17 protein-coding genes are annotated in these 16,886 nt (G+C 63.9%); 6 read left to right on the top strand and 11 right to left on the bottom strand.

All coding sequences use genetic code 11. The annotated features are described in order from the left end of the window. Positions 1 to 57: 57 nt before the first annotated feature. The 3 genes from D3876_RS00515 to D3876_RS00505 are packed head-to-tail and all read right to left on the bottom strand — an operon-like array spanning position 58 to position 3,822. Positions 58 to 759 (bottom strand): ABC transporter ATP-binding protein, encoded by a 702-nt coding sequence (locus tag D3876_RS00515; protein ID WP_119759190.1) that lies wholly within the window; start codon positions 757 to 759, stop codon positions 58 to 60. Next, positions 749 to 2,431: an efflux RND transporter periplasmic adaptor subunit gene (locus D3876_RS00510; RefSeq protein WP_119759189.1), complete on the bottom strand. Its 1,683-nt coding sequence runs from the start codon at positions 2,429 to 2,431 to the stop codon at positions 749 to 751. The genes D3876_RS00515 and D3876_RS00510 overlap by 11 nt, the downstream gene beginning before the upstream one ends. Continuing rightward, a complete protein-coding gene (locus D3876_RS00505) occupies positions 2,428 to 3,822 on the bottom strand; it encodes an efflux transporter outer membrane subunit (RefSeq protein ID WP_119759188.1) in 1,395 nt (464 codons plus the stop codon). The genes D3876_RS00510 and D3876_RS00505 overlap by 4 nt, the downstream gene beginning before the upstream one ends. A 147-nt stretch (positions 3,823 to 3,969) precedes the next feature. Between D3876_RS00505 and fabD the strand changes: the two genes are divergently transcribed. The 6 genes from fabD to mltG all read left to right on the top strand — a co-directional run bounded on the left by fabD (position 3,970) and on the right by mltG (position 8,826). Next, positions 3,970 to 4,908 (top strand): ACP S-malonyltransferase, encoded by a 939-nt coding sequence (fabD, locus tag D3876_RS00500; protein ID WP_119759187.1) that lies wholly within the window; start codon positions 3,970 to 3,972, stop codon positions 4,906 to 4,908. A gap of 41 nt (positions 4,909 to 4,949) precedes the next feature. Then, a complete protein-coding gene (locus D3876_RS00495; RefSeq protein ID WP_119759186.1) occupies positions 4,950 to 5,369 on the top strand; it encodes a GxxExxY protein in 420 nt (139 codons plus the stop codon). A gap of 10 nt (positions 5,370 to 5,379) precedes the next feature. Continuing rightward, a complete protein-coding gene (gene fabG, locus D3876_RS00490) occupies positions 5,380 to 6,117 on the top strand; it encodes a 3-oxoacyl-[acyl-carrier-protein] reductase (protein ID WP_119759185.1) in 738 nt (245 codons plus the stop codon). An 86-nt stretch (positions 6,118 to 6,203) separates the two neighbouring features. Further along, positions 6,204 to 6,440, top strand: a complete 237-nt coding sequence (locus D3876_RS00485; RefSeq protein ID WP_119759184.1) for an acyl carrier protein — start codon at positions 6,204 to 6,206, stop codon at positions 6,438 to 6,440. Between the two features lie 156 nt (positions 6,441 to 6,596). After that, positions 6,597 to 7,856, top strand: a complete 1,260-nt coding sequence (fabF, locus tag D3876_RS00480) for a beta-ketoacyl-ACP synthase II (RefSeq protein ID WP_119759183.1) — start codon at positions 6,597 to 6,599, stop codon at positions 7,854 to 7,856. A gap of 4 nt (positions 7,857 to 7,860) precedes the next feature. After that, positions 7,861 to 8,826 (top strand): endolytic transglycosylase MltG, encoded by a 966-nt coding sequence (gene mltG / locus D3876_RS00475; RefSeq protein ID WP_119759182.1) that lies wholly within the window; start codon positions 7,861 to 7,863, stop codon positions 8,824 to 8,826. Positions 8,827 to 8,836: 10 nt separating this feature from the next. Here the strand turns inward: mltG and D3876_RS00470 are convergent, their stop codons facing one another. The 8 genes from D3876_RS00470 to D3876_RS00435 form a co-directional block, all read right to left on the bottom strand. Further along, entirely contained in the window at positions 8,837 to 10,783 is a 1,947-nt protein-coding gene (locus D3876_RS00470) for an alkyl/aryl-sulfatase (protein ID WP_119759181.1), read from the bottom strand. Positions 10,784 to 10,792: 9 nt separating this feature from the next. After that, positions 10,793 to 11,230 (bottom strand): hypothetical protein, encoded by a 438-nt coding sequence (locus D3876_RS00465; protein WP_119759180.1) that lies wholly within the window; start codon positions 11,228 to 11,230, stop codon positions 10,793 to 10,795. Positions 11,231 to 11,301: 71 nt separating this feature from the next. Next, positions 11,302 to 12,246: an N-acetyl-gamma-glutamyl-phosphate reductase gene (gene argC, locus D3876_RS00460; RefSeq protein ID WP_119759179.1), complete on the bottom strand. Its 945-nt coding sequence runs from the start codon at positions 12,244 to 12,246 to the stop codon at positions 11,302 to 11,304. Then, a complete protein-coding gene (locus D3876_RS00455) occupies positions 12,243 to 13,151 on the bottom strand; it encodes a C40 family peptidase (protein WP_182911925.1) in 909 nt (302 codons plus the stop codon). Before D3876_RS00455 ends, argC begins: the two co-directional genes overlap by 4 nt. Beyond that, complete coding sequence (locus D3876_RS00450) at positions 13,093 to 13,419, bottom strand: MarR family transcriptional regulator (RefSeq protein WP_119759177.1); 327 nt, start codon at positions 13,417 to 13,419, stop codon at positions 13,093 to 13,095. The genes D3876_RS00455 and D3876_RS00450 overlap by 59 nt, the downstream gene beginning before the upstream one ends. A gap of 117 nt (positions 13,420 to 13,536) precedes the next feature. Next, a complete protein-coding gene (locus D3876_RS00445) occupies positions 13,537 to 14,982 on the bottom strand; it encodes an amidohydrolase family protein (protein WP_238475171.1) in 1,446 nt (481 codons plus the stop codon). A 5-nt stretch (positions 14,983 to 14,987) separates the two neighbouring features. Further along, positions 14,988 to 16,376: a leucyl aminopeptidase family protein gene (locus D3876_RS00440; RefSeq protein ID WP_119759175.1), complete on the bottom strand. Its 1,389-nt coding sequence runs from the start codon at positions 16,374 to 16,376 to the stop codon at positions 14,988 to 14,990. Between the two features lie 142 nt (positions 16,377 to 16,518). Beyond that, the gene (locus D3876_RS00435; protein WP_119759174.1) at positions 16,519 to 16,842 is read right to left on the bottom strand and encodes a UrcA family protein; all 324 of its coding nucleotides are present in this window, start codon (positions 16,840 to 16,842) and stop codon (positions 16,519 to 16,521) included. Positions 16,843 to 16,886: the final 44 nt, after the last annotated feature.

The raw sequence follows: 16,886 nt of genomic DNA, 5'->3' as shown, positions 1-16,886 counted from the left end.
GATCGTATGGACCCTGAAACAAGTTCAGGGTGACGGGCAGGGGGGCAGGCCAGGCGCTCACGACCGCGCTCCCTTTTCGATCGATTCGACGAGGCCGTCCTTGAAGTGGACGATGGTGCGCGCAAAGGCGGCCATGTCTGCCTCGTGCGTCACCATCAGCACGGTGATGCCGCTGTTGCGGTTGAGATCGGTCAACAGTTCCATAATCTCTATTGACCGTTCGCTGTCGAGATTGCCAGTCGGTTCGTCGGCGAGCAGCACGTCCGGGTTGGTGACGATCGCGCGCGCGATCGCCACGCGCTGCTGCTGGCCGCCCGAAAGCTCGGCGGGGGTGTGATCCCACCAGGGTTTGAGCCCGACCTTGTCGAGCGCGGCGAGCCCCGATGCGTGGCGCGTCTGCCGATCTTCGCCGCGATAGAGAAGTGGCAGCTCCACATTCTCGAGCGCCGTCGTGCGCGACAGCAGGTTGAATCCCTGGAAGACGAAGCCAAGATATTTGCGGCGGAGCAGCGCGCGCTGGTCGCGGTCGAGCCGCTCGACATGATGGCCGTGGAAGCGAAATTCGCCGCTTGTGGGCACGTCGAGGCAGCCGAGGATGTTCATCGTCGTCGACTTTCCCGAGCCCGAGGGCCCCATGACCGCGACGAAATCCCCGCGCTCGATCTCCAAATCAACGCCTTTCAGCGCCTGGAAGGCCGTGGGGCCGCTGCCATAGGTCTTGGTGACTCCGCGCAGCCGGATGATCGGATCATTCGCCATCGGCCGCCGCCGCTTGCGCTCGTCGTTCTTCGCGGCGCTTGCGGAATTCTTCTCGCTGCTCGGGCGTGAGGCTGTCGAGGAATGCGCGTCGCTGTTCGGGTGTCATGTCGCGGAGCCGCGGGCGTTCGCTCGTGGGGCCCACGCTGTTGCCCGCAGCGGCGGACGCCGCGGAGACCTTCGCCGCGGCCTGCGGAGCGATTGCGGGCGCCGCCGATGTCGCGTTGCTCGCGGGCGTCGCTGGGCGTGCAGGCGCGGTCGCGTTGCCGGGCTGCTGGCTGTCGCGTGAGCGCTGGCGGCTGACGCCGTTCCCGTTGGCGCGATCGGCCTCGGGCGCTTGCTGACCCTCTGCGAGTTGGCCGGTAATGACCTTCATGCCTTCCTTCAGCTCGCCGCCGGTGATGACGGTGCGCGAACCATCGCTGTCGCCGATGACGACGTTGACGGCCTTGGGCTTTCCGTCCGCGCCGACGACATAGACGGTTTGTCGGCTGCCGGGGCCGAAGCTGACCGATTGCGTCGCGCGGTTGCCGAAGCGGCGGGGGCCGGGGACGATCTGGCTGGTAATTCCGCCGCGCTGGTTGCCGCTTCCCGCCTGCTGAGGATTGAAACGGAGCGCGGAATTGGGGACCAGCAGCACGTCTTGCAACTGCTTTGTGACGATGTCCGCGGTCGCGGTCATGCCCGGGCGCAGCGTTTCGTCGGCATTCTGGACCGATAGCACTGCGGTATAGGCGACGACCGTGCCGGAACTCGATGATGAGGACGTGGAAGACGATGAAGACGACGAACTGCTGGCTGCGTTGGAACCGACATTCACGCGCGTGATCTGTGCCGGGAAATTGCGTCCCGGAAAGGCATCGACGGTGAAGGTCGCCGCTTGGCCGTTCTGGACCTGGCCGACATCGGCTTCGTCGACCGAAACTTCGACCTCCATCTGCTTGAGGTCTTCAGCGATGGTGAACAGCACGGGCGCATTGAATGACGCGGCGACGGTCTGTCCGGGTTCGATGGCGCGCGAGAGCACGACCCCGGTTACGGGCGACACGATCTGCGCGATATCCAGGTTGGTCTGCGCCGTCGAAAGCTGCGACTGGGCGACGCCGACCTGCGCCCTTGCCGAACGCAGCGATGCGACTGCCTGCCGGTAGTTCGCGCGCGCGCTGTCCATCTCGGTCTTCGATGGCACCTTGCCGCCTGAAATCCGGTAGACTTCCTCCTGACGGTCAAGCGTTGCCTTGGCGAGCGCGAGGCTCGCTTCCTGTTGCGCCGCCCCGGCCTGCGCGGAGGCGACCTGCGAACGATTCTGCGCCACATTGTCGATCAGTCGTCGGGTATCGAGCTCGGCGAGCCTTTGTCCCTTCACCACACGGTCGTTCACATCGACGAAGACCTGCGTGATCTTGCCCGACTGTTCCGAACCGACATCGACCTGGTTGATGGGCTTGAGATTGCCCGTTGCAGATACGGTAACCGTCAGGTCGCCGCGACGCACCTCGCGGGTCGTGTAGTTGGGCGTGGCATCGCCCGCAAAGCAGCGTGACAACAGGAAAAGGATCGCGAGCAGCGTGACGCCGATGACACCGCGGATCACCCATTTGCGCCATGGCGCCTCGGGCTTTGCGCCGAGGAAGTCGCCGAGTTCGCTCTGCGGCACCGATACCGAATCGTTCATTGGGTCATTCCATCCATGGTCTGCCAGCCGCCGCCGAGCGCGCGATAGAGTTGCACGATCGACAGCGCCGTATCGGCCTGTATCGCGGCATAGCTTTCGCGTGCGATGAGCAGTGATTGCTCGGTCTGGAGCAGCGTCTGGAAATCGGTGAGCCCCGCGCGATACTGGCTGCGCGCAAGGATCGCGGAGTTGTTGGCCGCATCGAGCGCGATCGCGAGCTGTTCAGCGCGCGCGCGGGAGGAGTCGAGCGCGACCAGCGCATTCTCGACATCTTCGAGGCCGGTGAGGACGCTCTGGCGATAGGCCGCGAACGCGCCTTCAGCGGCCGCCTGCTGCGATCGGACCTGCGAGCGCCGGCGGCCGCCGTCGAAGATTGTCTGGCTGAGGCCCGAGAACAGTCCGCCGGTGATCGTATCCGCGAGGCCGCCCAGCGAAAAAGCGCTCGTGCCAATGTTGCCGGTGATTCGCAGCGCGGGGTAAAGTTCAGCCTCGGCAACGCCGATGCGAGCGGTAGCGGCCGCCAGCGTGCGTTCTGCGCCGCGAATGTCGGGGCGCTGGCGCAGCGTATCTGCGGGAACGCCGGTGGCGATGTCGGTGGGCGCGATAGGGATCGGTTCGCTCTTTTCGAGCGCCTGCGTGGCAGCGCCTGGCGCCTGGCCGGTCAGGACCGCGATGCGGTTGAGCGCACCCGAAAAGCTCGTCTCGATCCGCGGAATCGATGCAGCGGTTCGCGCGAGCTGCGCACGTGCCTGCTCCTCGTCGAGCGATGAGACGAGGCCGGCCTGAACGCGCCACCGGGCGATGTCGTAGTTCTCGCGATCGTTGGTCAGCGTTTCGCGTGCGATGCGGATCTGTTCCTGCGCCAGACGGAGCTGGACATAGTTGGTCACAACCTCCGAAACGATCGCAACGCGAACGGCGGCAAGATCGTATTCGGCCCCCTCGGCATCGGCGCGTGCCGCTTCGATCCCGCGACTGATGCCGCCGAACAGGTCGATCTCCCACGCCGCGTCGCCACCGATCGAAAAGCTGCTGCGATCGGCGGAGCTGTTGCTGAAATTGCGCCCCGCTCCGGCGGAGCCATCGACGCTGGGCAACTGACCCGCGCGTGCCTGAACGAGCGATTCGCGTGCCTGCTTCAGCCGCGCTGTACTTTGCGCCAGATCGAGATTTTCTGTCATCGCGCGATCGATCAGCGCATTGAGCGCGGGATCGTTGAACCGCTTCCACCAGATCGAGAGAACCAGCGGCGACAAACGCTCCCCGCCGCCGCGCGTATAGGTGTCAGGAACGCCAAGATCGATCGCCGGCGTAGGGCGATAGTCGGGGCCGACCGCGCAGGCTGCGGTCAACGCCGCGAGGCTCAGGGTAAGGAAAGGTCTGATACGCACCCTTGCATTAACTCCCCGCCACTGATGAACCTCAAATTAAATCTGGGCCGCTTGCGCTACGCCCATTGGCTATCTAGTCCCTGCCGCAACCGGTTTTCAGCGCCAATCGAAATTGTGTCGCGATTTGTAACAGGAGCGAAAAGGATCATGCGTGCTTTCATTTTTCCCGGCCAGGGCAGCCAGGCCGTCGGGATGGGCAGGGCATTAGCGGATGCGAGCGTTATCGCGCGCGAGGTGTTCCAGGAAGTGGACGACGCGCTTGGACAGAACCTCTTCAAGCTGATGACCGATGGTCCCGAAGACCAGCTCACCCTCACCGAGAATGCCCAGCCCGCGATCATGGCGAATGCGATTGCGACCCTGCGCGTACTCGAGAAGGAAGGCGGTGTCCGCCTTGCCGACAAGGCATCATTCGTCGCCGGGCACAGCCTTGGCGAATATAGCGCGTTGTGCGCAGCCGATGCGTTTGACCTGGCGACAACGGCAAAGCTGCTCAAGCTGCGCGGTCAGGCGATGCAGGCTGCGGTGCCTGTCGGCGTGGGTGCGATGGCCGCACTTTTGGGCGCCGATATCGAAAAGGCGCAGGCGCTGGCCGATGCGGCGGCGGAAGGTGAGGTCTGTACCGTCGCCAATGACAACGATCCGGGCCAGGTCGTGATCTCGGGGCACAAGGGCGCAATCGAGCGTGCGATCGCGCTGGTCAAGGATCACGGGATCAAGCGCGGCGTACTGCTGCCCGTTTCTGCGCCTTTCCATTGCCCGCTGATGCAACCCGCTGCCGATGCGATGGCAGAGGCGCTGGGCAAGGCTGCGCTGCGGGCGCCGCTGGTGCCGGTCTATGCCAATGTCACCGCCGCCCCCGTCGCCGATCCCGACACGATCCGCACGTTGCTCGTCGAGCAGGTGACGGGGCGCGTGCGCTGGCACGAGTCGGTCATCGCAATGGAGGCGGCTGGCGTGGCGCATTTCGTCGAGTTCGGCGGCAAGGTGCTCGGGCCGATGGTGAAGCGCAGCGCTACCGGTGAAGTGGAAGCGACAAGCGTGATAACGATGGATGATATCGAGGCGCTGTTGAAGACGCTGTAATTGAATGCGCGCGGAGGCGCGGAGGCGCGGAGGGGGAGCGGATGAAGGACATCGAGGAGATCAGCGGAGACGTGCTCCATGTGGCGCTTCGGCTGCACCGCGAACTTGGGCCCGGCCTGCTTGAATCCGTTTATGAGACCGTCTTAGCGGCTAAGCTGGTGGAGATGGGCTATCTTGTTTCGCGTCAGAAGCCCATCGATATAGAATTTGAAGGCTTGCGCTTCGACGCGGCGTTTCGGGTCGACTTACTGGTCGACGAGCGGTTGCTTGTGGAAATCAAATCGGTTGATCAGTTGCATGCTTCGCATGCGAAACAGTTGCTGACCTATTTGAGGCTGACGAAACAGCCCGTAGGGCTGCTTATCAATTTCGGCGGCGCAACGTTGAAGGAAGGTGTTCGGCGGCTGGTCAACGGCTACAAGCCCTCCGCGTCTCCGCGCCTCCGCGCGAACCAAATATAGGGAAGAAGAAATGTTCGATTTGACAGGGATGAGCGCGTTGGTGACCGGCGCTTCGGGGGGCATTGGTTCGGCGGTGGCGAGGGCCTTGGCGGCGCAGGGGGCGCGTCTTGCTATCTCGGGATCGAATGTCGAAAAGCTGGAGGCATTTCGAGCCGAACTGGGTGATGATCATGTGGCGCTGCCATGCAACCTGTCCGATGGGGCCGCGGTTGATGCGCTTGTTCCGCAGGCAGTCGAGGCGCTGGGCCAGCTCGACATCCTCGTCAACAATGCGGGTGTCACGCGTGACAATCTGGCCATGCGCATGAAGGACGAGGAATGGGATCAGGTGATCCGCGTCAATCTCGAGGCCGCATTCCGGCTCTGCCGCGCCGCCGCCAAGCCGATGATGAAGGCGCGTTTCGGGCGCATCATCTCGATCACGTCGGTCGTCGGCGCGACGGGCAATCCTGGTCAGGCCAACTATGCCGCCTCCAAGGCGGGGCTGGTGGGGATGTCCAAAGCGCTGGCGCAGGAGCTTGCCAGCAGGGGCATCACCGTCAATTGCGTTGCGCCCGGCTTCATCCGCTCGGCGATGACAGATGTGCTGCCAGACGCGCAGAAGGAAGCGCTGACCGCGCGAATCCCCGCCGGCAAGCTGGGCGAGGGCGATGACATCGGCGCCGCGGTCGTCTATCTCGCAAGCCGAGAAGCGACTTATGTCACGGGCCAGACTCTGCATGTAAACGGCGGAATGGCGATGATTTGAGCGAGCGGGCGCGTGGCGGGGCTTGCAAGGTTTCCGCCGCCCGACTAGTGCAGCCCATGAACAACCGTTAAGAGAAGGAGCTCTACATGAGCGAGACTGCCGACCGCGTAAAGAAGATCGTCGTCGAACATCTCGGCGTCGAGGCCGAGAAGGTCACCGAAGACGCGAGCTTCATCGATGATCTGGGCGCGGACAGCCTCGACATCGTTGAGCTGGTTATGGCGTTCGAGGAAGAGTTCGGCGTCGAAATTCCCGACGATGCTGCGGAAAAGATCTCGACGGTGAAGGACGCAATCTCCTTCATCGACGCCAACAAGGGCTGATAAGGCCTCTTCTTAAGAGCCGAAACAGTTTTGAGCGGCTCCCCGACCCGGGACTAGAGGGCCGGGGAGCCGTTTTGTTTCTGAGCAACTGCATTGTTGATATATCGCGAGGGGCGGGCAATGGCCTGCGCGCGATCGCCTTGATGGAGTGAATTTATGCGCCGCGTAGTGGTAACCGGACTGGGACTCGTCACACCGCTTGGAGCGGACGTCGAAACCGCCTGGAAAAACATCATCGCGTCGAAATCGGGCGCGGGCACGATCACGCGCTTCGATGCGACCGATTACCAGTGCCGTATCGCGTGCGAAGTGAAGCCCGCCGACCATGAATATGGTTTCGATGCGGGAAAGCGCGTCGATCACAAGGTGCAGCGCCAGGTCGATCCCTTCATCGTCTATGGCATCGATGCGGCCGGACAGGCGCTCGAGGATGCGGGCCTCACCGACATGAGCGAGGAAGAGCGTTTTCGCGCGGGCTGCTCGATCGGCTCGGGCATCGGTGGTCTGCCGGGGATCGAGGCCGAATCGATCGTGCTCTATGAAAAGGGTCCGCGCCGCGTTTCGCCGCATTTCGTCCACGGCCGCCTGATCAATCTCATCTCGGGTCAGGTCAGCATCAAATACGGGCTGATGGGCCCCAATCATGCGGTTGTCACTGCCTGTTCGACGGGCGCGCACTCGATCGGCGATGCCGCGCGCATGATCGCGATGGACGATGCCGACGTCATGCTCGCGGGCGGTGCCGAAAGCACGATCTGCCCGATCGGCATCGCCGGCTTCGCACAGGCTCGCGCGCTTTCGACCAACTTCAATGACACGCCCGAAAAGGCATCGCGCCCCTATGACGTCGATCGCGACGGTTTCGTGATGGGCGAGGGCGCGGGCGTTGTCGTGCTTGAAGAATATGAGCGCGCCAAGAAGCGTGGTGCCAAGATCTATGGCGAAGTGATCGGTTATGGGCTGTCGGGCGACGCCTATCACGTGACCGCACCGCACCCCGAGGGTTCGGGCGCGTTCCGTTCGATGGAAATGGCGATGAAGAAGTCGGGGCTCGCGCTCAGCGACATCGACTATATCAACGCGCACGGCACATCGACTCCGTTGGGCGACGAGCTTGAGCTGGGTGCAGTCCGCCGTCTGTTTGGCAATGCGATCGGCGATCTTTCGATGAGCTCGACCAAATCGGCTATCGGTCACCTTCTCGGTGGCGCCGGCGCGGTCGAATCGATCTTCTGTCTGCTCGCGATGCGCGATCAGATCGCCCCGCCGACGCTCAACCTCGACAACCCGTCCGAAGGCTGCAACGGCGTCGACCTCGTGCCGCACGTCGCCAAGGAGCGTCCGATCAAGGCCGTGCTCAACAACAGCTTCGGCTTCGGCGGCACTAATGCCAGCCTGGTGATGCGGGCGCTCTGATTCCATGCGCAAGCTCGGCTGCTTCGGCTTCATCGTTGCGGCCGCGCTTGCGATCGGGGCATTCACCCTGTTCCGTTGGTATGGTCCGGGACCGGCGGAAAGGGAAATCACCGTCCTGATCAAGGACGGGTCGTCGCTGACCTCGGCTGCGCGTCAGCTCGAGGAGGCGGGGGCGATCGGCTCCGCTGGCAGTTTCCTGACCTTTGCGAAGTTTCTCGGAGACGACGCGCCGATCCATTCGGGCGAATACCGGATCCCCGCGGGTCTCAGCGCATCCGAAATTCTCGAGATGCTGCAGAGCGGCAGGACGCTTCAGCGTTTCGTGACGGTTCCCGAGGGCATGCCGTCGATACTCGTGCATGAAAAGCTGATGAAGGAACCTCTGCTTACGGGCACCGTCGCGGTGCCGCGTGAGGGCTCGGTTCTGCCCGACAGCTACAGCTTCGAACGCGGTGAGCGCCGCGCGGCGGTGGTCAAGCGCATGCAGGCTGCGATGGACAAGACGCTTGCCGAGCTTTGGGCGAAGCGCAAGCCGGGCATCGCGGTTTCGACGCCGGCGCAGGCGGTGACGCTTGCCTCGATCGTAGAGAAGGAAACCGGCGTGCCGTCCGAACGGCGCACAGTGGCGTCAGTCTATACCAACCGCCTGAAACAGGGCATGAAATTGCAGGCCGATCCCACAACGATCTATCCGGTGACCAAGGGCAAGCCACTGGGGCGCCGCATCCTGCGTTCAGAGCTGACGGCCGTAAACGGCTACAATACCTATGCGATCGTGGGCTTGCCGGTCGGGCCCATCGCCAATCCGGGACGAGAATCGATCGCCGCGGTGCTCGATCCGGCGCAGACCAACTATCTATACTTCGTCGCGGACGGGAAGGGCGGGCACGTGTTCGCCGAGACTCTTGGCCAGCACAACGCCAATGTGCAGAAATGGTATGCAATCCGCCGCGAACGCGGGGAAATGTAGCGGCTGAGCGTCAGGGTGTGACGATCGCGAAGCCGGGGTCGGGGGCCTGCAATGCAGCCTGCAGCGCAGTGATAGCGGCCTTGTCGCCGGTGACCTTCAGCCCCGCGCTTTCGAGCTGTGCGACCGGCGTCTTCTGGAAGAACAGGCCAAGGAACAGCGCGCGCGGTCCCGTCAGCGTCGCGGTCGGGCTAGCCTCTGCCTGATCCATTTCGGGCACGAGCACCGCATTGCGGACGCTTATCAGCGCGCGCTCCTTGCGGTCGGTGAAGACAAGATTCAGCGTCATCGCGCGATCGCCGATCACGGCAGGGTTCAGCCGGGTTGCGATCGCATCCAACAGCATTGGCGTCGGCGTTGCGCGAAGCAGGTCGAGACCCTGCAGTCGGCTGGGCGCATCGGGTTTTCCGCGCAGTTCGAGTGCCCCCATCAGATACATGTTGCGCCAGATCGCAGATTCCGCCTGGTAGCCCAGTTGTTCATAGGCGTCCGCGAGCAGAGCGCGCGCGTCGCCATTGGCGGGTTCCGCCGATACGAGGTGATTGAGCAATTCGCCCGCCCAGCGATAATCGCCAGCCCGGATAGCAGCCCTGCCAAGCGTGAGCACCTGCGCCTGCCCGCCGATCGCCGCGACATAGCGCTTCCCGACTTCGACGGGCGGAAGCGGATCGAGATGCGCAGGAACGCCGTCATACCAGCCCATATAGCGATGATAGACCGCTTTCGAATTGTGGCTGTACGTCCCGTAATAGCCGCGATTGAACCATTGCCGGGCGATGACGGGTGGGGGTGTGATCGTTTCCGCGATTTCTTCGGCGGTGAGCCCTGCATTCATCAGGCGCACGCTCTGGTCGTGCAGGAATTTGTAGTTGTCGCGCTGAAGTGTCAGATATTGCTTTACCTCGTTCTGGCCGAAGCGTGGCCAGCCATGGCTCGCGGCGACAACATCGCTCCGATCGCCGTAAAGCCGGACCGCCTGGGTCAGATAGCCCGCCCACTTCAACGCATCGCGGACCAGCGCACCACGCGGCGTCTGGATATTATGCAGCGTCGGCACTGCGATCTCGCCAATGATCAAGGCCTTTTGCGCCGGGAGATACAGGTTGAATTCCGAAGGCGCTTCGGATTCGGGCACCATCTGAAATTCGAACGTCACGCCGTCGATCGTGCGCGTGTCGCCCGTCGCCTTGACCAGATCGGTGGGAGCGAGGAGGGTGATCCCTCCCGCCGAGGTGCCCGGCCCAATGCCCGAACCCATCTGGCCGCGTTCGCCCGGCGTGAGCGCCGAACCGAACTGATAGGTCGCGCGCCGCCCCATTGCATTGCCCGCAATGACATTCTCGGCGATCGCCTCCTCGATCAGCCGGTCGGGCGCGACGATCGCGACTTTGCCCGCTGTGACGTCGGCTTCGTCGACGACACCACGCACCCCGCCAAAATGGTCGCCATGGCTGTGGGTGTAGATGACGGCGGTCACCGGGCGATTGCCGAGATTGGCGTTGACGAGATCAAGCGCCGCGCGTGCGGTCTCCTGCCCGAGCAATGGGTCGATCAGGATCCATCCGGTTCGGCCCTTGATCACGGTCATGTTGGAAATATCGAAGCCGCGGACCTGCCAGACGCCCTCGGTCAGCTTGTAGAGACCGTGCGCCTTGAGCAGCTTCATCTGGCGCCACAGGCTCGCGTTGACCGTGTCGGGCGCGTCACCCTTCACCCAGTCATAGCGGCTGAGATCCCATGCCACGCCACCGTCGGCCGCGCGGATAACCGGGTCGGTTCGCGTGGCGACAAAACCGCGGGTACTGAACGTCTCGTCACGTCGGTCGCCCATGTCGAGCCCGTCGATGATTTGCCGGTTTGCTGCCTTGGTTGAAGCGCTCGCTGGTTTGGACGACACGTCCTGCGCCAGCACGGCGGTGCCGGCCCCGCCCAGCAGCAGTGCGATGCAGATCTTCTTCATCGCTAGCCCCTACCGCAGCCAGCCGCGCCTGGTGGACATGCCGGAGAACCACACGAGCGCGATCGCGATCAGGACGATAAGCGCGGGGAAGAGCAGCGCATTGGCGCCGACGATCTCGTGCGCCCTGGCGATGCCGAAAGACCAGCCGAACTGGCAGATCACGGCGATCATCGAGATGATGAAGAGCATCCGCGCCCAGTTGCGGCGCATCAGAAGCGCCATCGCGCCCAACGCGCCGCCGAACACCGCTATCGCATAGGCCGCGGTTACCCACGGTGGCATTGTGGCATAGAGCTGGCGTTGCCCCTCGGGCAGCGCGGCGAGATCGGCCTGCGTCATGGTGACGTCGCTGACATAGGCGGCGACGCCCATCAGTTCCCAAAGCAGCGCCAGCACCGCGACGACCCAGAACCAGGTCGGTACCTTGACTTGCACAGCATCAGCCATTTGAGCCCCCCTCTCTCATTGTCGTGGCGGAGGGTGCGCTCAAATCGGGCGAATGACAATCTGCCTATAGTTCAGAGTTTGAGACCAGCCAGTTCGTCGAGGCCGGCGGCGATATTGAGGTTCTGGACTGCTGCGCCCGCAGCGCCCTTGCCCAGATTGTCGAGGATCGCGATGAGCCGCGCCTGACCCGTAGCCTCGTTGCCGTAAACGTACAGGTCGAGTCGATCGGTATCAGCCGTCTGTTCAAGCGTCAGCAGCGAGGTATCGTCGGTTGCTTTGACCGTGACGAGCTTGCTGCCGTCATAGGCGGCCGCGAGCGCGTCGTGGATCTGGGTCAGGCTGGGCGCGGACGCCATGGCGCGGAGCTGGAGCGGCACCTCGACGATCATGCCGCGGTAGGTGCGTACCACTGCCGGCGCGAAAATCGGGGGATGCGACAGGCCGCCATGCGTCTGCATCTCGGGCACGTGCTTGTGCGCGAGGTCCAGGCCATAGATGCGGAAGGCAGTATCGGTGGCGTCGGGCGCTTCGGCATCCTCGAATGCCGCGATCATCGACTTTCCGCCGCCCGAATAGCCCGAGGTCGCGTTGAGCGTGAGTGGCCAGTCCGCGGGGATCAGGCCTTCGCGTACGAGCGGACGGACCAGCGCCAGAAAGCCCGTCGGATAACAGCCGGGATTAGAGATGCGTGTCGCGCCCGAAAGCCGTTGGCGCTGATCGGGCTCGAGCTCGGCGAAACCATAGGTCCAGCCCGTAGCGACGCGGTGTGCGGTCGAGGCGTCGATCACCTTGACCGCGGGGTTTTCGATCAGCGCGACCGCTTCGCGCGCGGCGTCGTCGGGAAGGCACAATATGACGATATCTGCGCCATTGAGCGCGTCCCGTCGTGCGTTCGCGTCCTTGCGCAACGCATCTGGCAATGTCGCGACCGAAAGATCGCCACGGCCTTCCAGCCGCTCGCGGATTTCGAGCCCTGTGGTGCCGACAGCGCCGTCAATGAAGACCTTGACGCTCATGGCCGGCGCACCGTCATGGCGGCGGCATCATCGGCAGGCAGCCGGGCGAGCAGATCGGCAAGCGGCTCGATGCTGACCGCGCCGGCACGGCCGTTGGCGTGGATGATCCGTTCGGCGTCGAGCATAATTGCAACATGTCCCGGGAAGAAGGCGAGGTCGCCGCGCTGGAGCGGGGACCCCGCGGCAAGGGGTTGGCCGAGGCTTTCAGCCTGCTGATCGCTGTCGCGCGGTGTTGCCACGCCCGCAAAGGAAAGTGTGATCTGGACAAGCGCCGAACAATCGATGCCATGTTCGCTCCGGCCACCCATCAAATAGGGGGCGCCGAGGAGCTTTTCCGCCTGATCGACGGGGTCGAGCCGCGTATTAGCCTCGACGAGTTCGGCACGATCGATGGCGCCCTCGTCGGTGAGCAGCCAGCCGTCACCGACACTGCCGTCGACGATCGCACCCATAGACAATGTGCCAATCGCCTTTGCGTCTGCGGCCGGTGCATCGCGCAGCGTCGCGCTACGCGCGCTGACGCGCCACATACCCGGTCGCGCTATGCCGAGCGCCTCTTCACGGACATAGCCGATATAGTGATCGTGCGCCGAATAGCCCCACGCCCAGCCGCCGCTGAGGTCGATCACTTCAAAGGCCTCGCCGTGGAGAAGTTCCGAGACCAGTTCGGCATCGTCATTCGCCTTCGCGCGCACTGCCGCGGTCGCGACGACGCAGCGGCGCTCCATCGGACGGGCATAATGCGGGGCGAACAGCGTACCCGCGAGCGCGATGTCGGCAATGTCGCCGCGCACCGCGTTGACGCGGCGATCGAGGACGACCGAAGGGCCGGTCAGCCCGAAATGCTTACGCGCGCCGGCGCTGCCGGGTGTCCGTGTCGTGCCCTCTGCGGGCGATGAGTCCACCGAAGCCTTCAAGAAAATCTGCCCCTTCACGCGTCTGTGCGACGAAGATATTGCGGCGGTCCGCATCGTCGCGCTGGCGGCGCAGATAGCCGAGCGCACCCAGCTTGTTCAAGGCGCGTGTTACAACGGGCTTTGACACGTTGAGAACCTGGGCGAGTCCACGGACGGTGTGAGGGCCTGGCTTGAGATAGACGACAAGGAGCAGTGCCATTTGCCGGTTGGTGAGATCCGGTTCACCCGACCGCACATAGTCGGTCAGCGTTTCCATCCATCCGTTCAACGCCCTGTTCACTGCCATGCCACCTCTGACGCCGTTTTTCCGCCATTCGGAACGGCTACGTCATGGCATAACGCGCTATTGCCCCTGCGGTTTCCCGCTTTGGGGTTATTTTATCTCCGTTACGGGTTTTGCGGCATTTTCGCGCGCGCTGGCGAGAAGGCCATCGAGCGTGGCGCGATCGTACACGGCGCCCGCACGCACCACGGCGCGGATGTCGCGCGTTGCCGCGATATCGGCGAGGGGATTGGCGCCGAGCAACAGGATATCCGCGGCCTTGCCCGGGGCGATCGCGCCGTAGCGCGCTTGCTTGCCGAGGAATTTGGGTCCGTTGATCACCGAGGTGTGCAGCGCTTCCGTTGGCGTAAGTCCCGATTCGACGAAGCGGGCGAGCTCGTCGTGCAATCCCTGGCCGGGATAATTGAACGAGTTGAGATAGCCCGCATCGGTGCCCGCAAGGATGGAGATGCCCGCGTCGCGCATCAGCGGGAGCAGCGTAGCGCTCAGCTCATATTTGCGGTGGCGGCGCTCTATCGCGGCTGCATCGGCCTTGGCGGCGCGCTCGACACGCCAGTTATAGGTTTCGCGCAAGCCCGGGCCAATCAGCGAAAGCGCGGCATCCTTGCTGTGATCCTCACGGTCTAGATAAGCGAGGATGCGCCCCATGTTCTGCGTCGGCGTCACATAGAGGCCCAGGCTGCCCAGCTTGCGGAACTCCTTGCGCGCCAGTGCTGGATCGAAAGTGTCGACCAGCTTGTCCGACGCCTGGGCATAAGTAAGCTTCTTTTCGGCATAGTCTTTCGAGATTTGCACTTCCTCGGTTGATCCCGCTTTGATGAGATAGTCGCCATGTTCGACGGAGGAGAGGCCGCCGGCGACCGCCTGCTCGACGGTGAGCGCATAGGGAATATGCGCCGACGTCTTGAGCCCGCGCGCTTTGGCGGCCTTCAGTGCGTAGAGGAAGATTTCGGGGCGCAGCGTGTTGTCGGTGATCTTGACGAAATCGACGCGCATGGCCTGCAGCCGGTCGAGCGCGGCGTCGACCTCGGCCGGACTGTCGACCTCGATCGTGCCCTTCCAGAGCGGTTTGGGCCCTTCGAGCTTGGGACCCGAAGTGTAGATATTGGGACCGACCAGTTCGCCTGCCGCCACCTGCGCGCGCCAGCGCAAGACGGCGTTGCTGATGTCGGCGGCGCAATCGCGCACGCTGGTGATCCCGTAAGCGAGGTAAAGCGGCAGCAGCGCCTTGTTTTCCTCGATCAGCGCTTCGCCACCGCCGAAATGGACATGCATGTCCCAAAGGCCGGGCATGACATATTGTCCGGCGGCGTCGATGGTCCGCGACGGCTGATAACGGCGATCGATCACCTTTTCGCTGTCGACTGCGATGATGTCGCCGCCGCGCACGGCAATAGCGTGCCCTTCGATCAGTTTGCCCGCAGCGACATCGACGATGGTCGCGCCGCGAATGACGAGATCGGCATTTTCGCGCGCGGACGCACCATTGATCGCTCCGGCGACCAGCAGAACAGCGGCAATCCATTTCTTGAGCATTGAGATCATCCGAATCGGGATTTGAGGACGGCCCAGGCCGCGCGAAGCCCGAGTGCGTCGCCGCCCTTCGGACGGCCGGGTTTGGCGGCGGGGCGCCAGGCGAAGGTATCGAAATGCGCCCAAGGCGTGTCCTTGGGCACGAATTTCTCGAGGAAGAGCGCGGCGGTTACCGATCCGGCAAAGCCGCCATCGGGGGAGTTGTTGAGGTCGGCGATGTCCGATTTGAGCATTTCACCATAACCCTGCCAGAGCGGCAGTCGCCAGAGCGGGTCGTCCTCCGCGGTCCCGCCGCCCAGCAGGTCTTCGGCCAGCGCGTCGTCATTGGCGAACATCGCCGGGAGATCGGGACCGAGCGCGACGCGCGCCGCCCCCGTCAGCGTTGCGAAGTCGATGATGAGCTCGGGCTCGTCCTCGACCGCCTTCGCAAGTGCATCGGCAAGGATCAGCCTGCCTTCGGCGTCGGTATTGGTGATCTCGACGGTCAGACCCTTGCGGCTTTTCAGCACGTCGCCCGGACGCATGGCATTGCCCGCGATCGCGTTTTCAACAGCGGGGATTAGCATGTGGAGCCGGATGGGCAGACGGTGCTCCATAATGAGCCTGGCCAACGCCAGCGCGTGCGCTGCACCGCCCATGTCCTTCTTCATCAGCCGCATGCCTGCGCCGGGCTTGATGTCGAGCCCGCCGCTGTCGAAGCAGACGCCCTTGCCTATGATCGCCACGCGCGGATGCTTGGGATTGCCCCAGACCAGCTCGATCAGGCGCGGCGCGTGCTTCTTGTCGGCCGCCATGCCGACGGCGTGGATCATCGGATAGCCGGCTTCGAGCTCGTGCCCCTTGGTGACGGTCAGCGCGGCGTCGTGCTTCTTCGCCAGTTTTTCGGCTTTGGCCTCGAGCTCGCCGGGCCCGAGATCGAGCGCGGGCGTGTTGACGAGATCACGCACCAGCGCAGTGGCCTCGGCGAGCCTGACGGTTTCGGCGATCTTCGCGATCTCTCCGGTCAGCAGCACGCGCGGGCCCTGCGCCTTGTCGGCCTTCCTATACTTCTCGAAGCGGTATTGCGCCGTGAGCCAGCCGAACGTCGCGGGGCCGGGCTCGGCGCCCTCGACTCTGTATGTGCCTTCAGGCAGCGTTTCCGCCAGCCTGGCGAGACACCAGCTCGACAGCTTGTCGACATCGGCGACGACGCTGACCACCGACCAGTCATCGGCATTGTCGCCGGGCAGAATGGCACTGGCGAACGCGGTTGGTGTCAGCTTCTGCGCAGTGATGGCGGTGCGGTGACGCACTGGCTGGGTTTTCAGCCAGGCGTCATAGCCATCGGCATCGACGAGATGGATGGCACGGGCTGGCTGGCCCTTGTCGGGCTGGAGGAGGGCGGAGAGGTCGGTCATCGGCAGCCCCGGAACGGTGCAATGGTCATTCCAGCGGGATAGGCGCTGGAGCGTGATCAGGGCAAGGGGAGCGGGAGCGTCGGTTGCTATGAACACCCTTTGCCCTCTCCCGGAATATCGGGAGAGGGCGGGCAGAGGCCGATTACTGGGACGCGAGCAACGTGGGGGCGGTTTGCAGGCTCGCGATCGCCTGATCGCGCTGGGCCGCGACATGCGCCAGGGTGTCGGCCTTGCAACGCCGCACCTCGCGCTTCCCTTCGGGGTCGACGCTCGAGGCGGTGCCGCATGCGGCCGAGACGGCAACACGGATCCGACGGTCGAGCGCGTCGCGCCCCTTTTCGGTGCCAAGATCAAGGTCGGCATAGCGCACGACGCGCGTGTTCGTGCCATCAGCCGGGGACTGGGCGGTTGCCGGCGCAACATACAGCGCTCCGGCAAGCGCGGTGAGCGCAAGCATCGTCTTCATCACTGTCTCCTGGGGATTCTGGTCAATTCGCGCCGGTGGCGCTG

The sequence above is a fragment of the Sphingomonas cavernae genome, from assembly GCF_003590775.1.
GTDB lineage: Bacteria > Pseudomonadota > Alphaproteobacteria > Sphingomonadales > Sphingomonadaceae > Sphingobium_A > Sphingobium_A cavernae.
The sequence above is the reverse complement of the archived record's forward strand: the minus strand, read 5'-3'. Positions and strand labels throughout refer to the sequence as shown.